Origin of the sequence: Piscirickettsia salmonis LF-89 = ATCC VR-1361, from assembly GCF_000297215.2 — a bacterium.
Taxonomy (GTDB): domain Bacteria; phylum Pseudomonadota; class Gammaproteobacteria; order Piscirickettsiales; family Piscirickettsiaceae; genus Piscirickettsia; species Piscirickettsia salmonis.
In genome coordinates, this window is record NZ_AMFF02000182.1 from 1 (window position 1) to 640 (window position 640).

At 39.2% G+C, this 640-nt stretch carries 1 pseudogene; it reads right to left on the reverse strand.

Annotated elements, in window-relative coordinates:
- A pseudogene (locus C200_RS15560) lies at positions 1–286 on the reverse strand (IS3 family transposase); the annotation flags it as partial.
- Positions 287–640 lie beyond the last annotated feature (354 nt).

Here is a 640-nt window from a genome sequence, read left to right on the forward strand (position 1 = left end):
AATTTTTCGCAACAGTGCCCTTATAATAACAATTGCTGCGATTAAAATTTATTAATTCACATTGCCTTGTAACTGGAATATTTTTCGGCTCAGACTCAATAAGGCACTTTCTTGTTTCATAGTCCAAGCTCTTCAACTTTTTTGCAGCCCACTCCAACTCTGCTGTGCGTTTGCCCAGTTGACGGTGAAGTTCATTCACTTCTTTTTCTTTGGTTTTAATTTCATCCTTAAACTCCGCCACAGCGCTATCGATATTAAAAGCCAGGCTTGCATTCGCTAAAAACACTTTTTTCCAGTTTTGAACAGTTTTAGGGACTAGCTCATATTTCGAGCATATTTGGTTGAGCGTCTGATCTCATTCGATGACCTCTAAGACAACTTTGGTTTTAAATTCAGCGCTTGGCTTCTTTCTTTTTTGACTCATATCATAGCTCCTAAAATGTTAAGCATCATTTTAACCTTTCAGGAATAAATCGTTAAACTATTCTGTCTGAAAACTCGGGAGCTTTGATGAGCCGGTGGAAATGAAGCGTGTTTATCGACATTCACAACACGTGGTGGTTTCACGTAAGGTTGAGCCATTGCTTTTTGAAAAAGCGCAAGGCCGCTTTAGCATTTTGCTGACGACTGAGCATCCAAT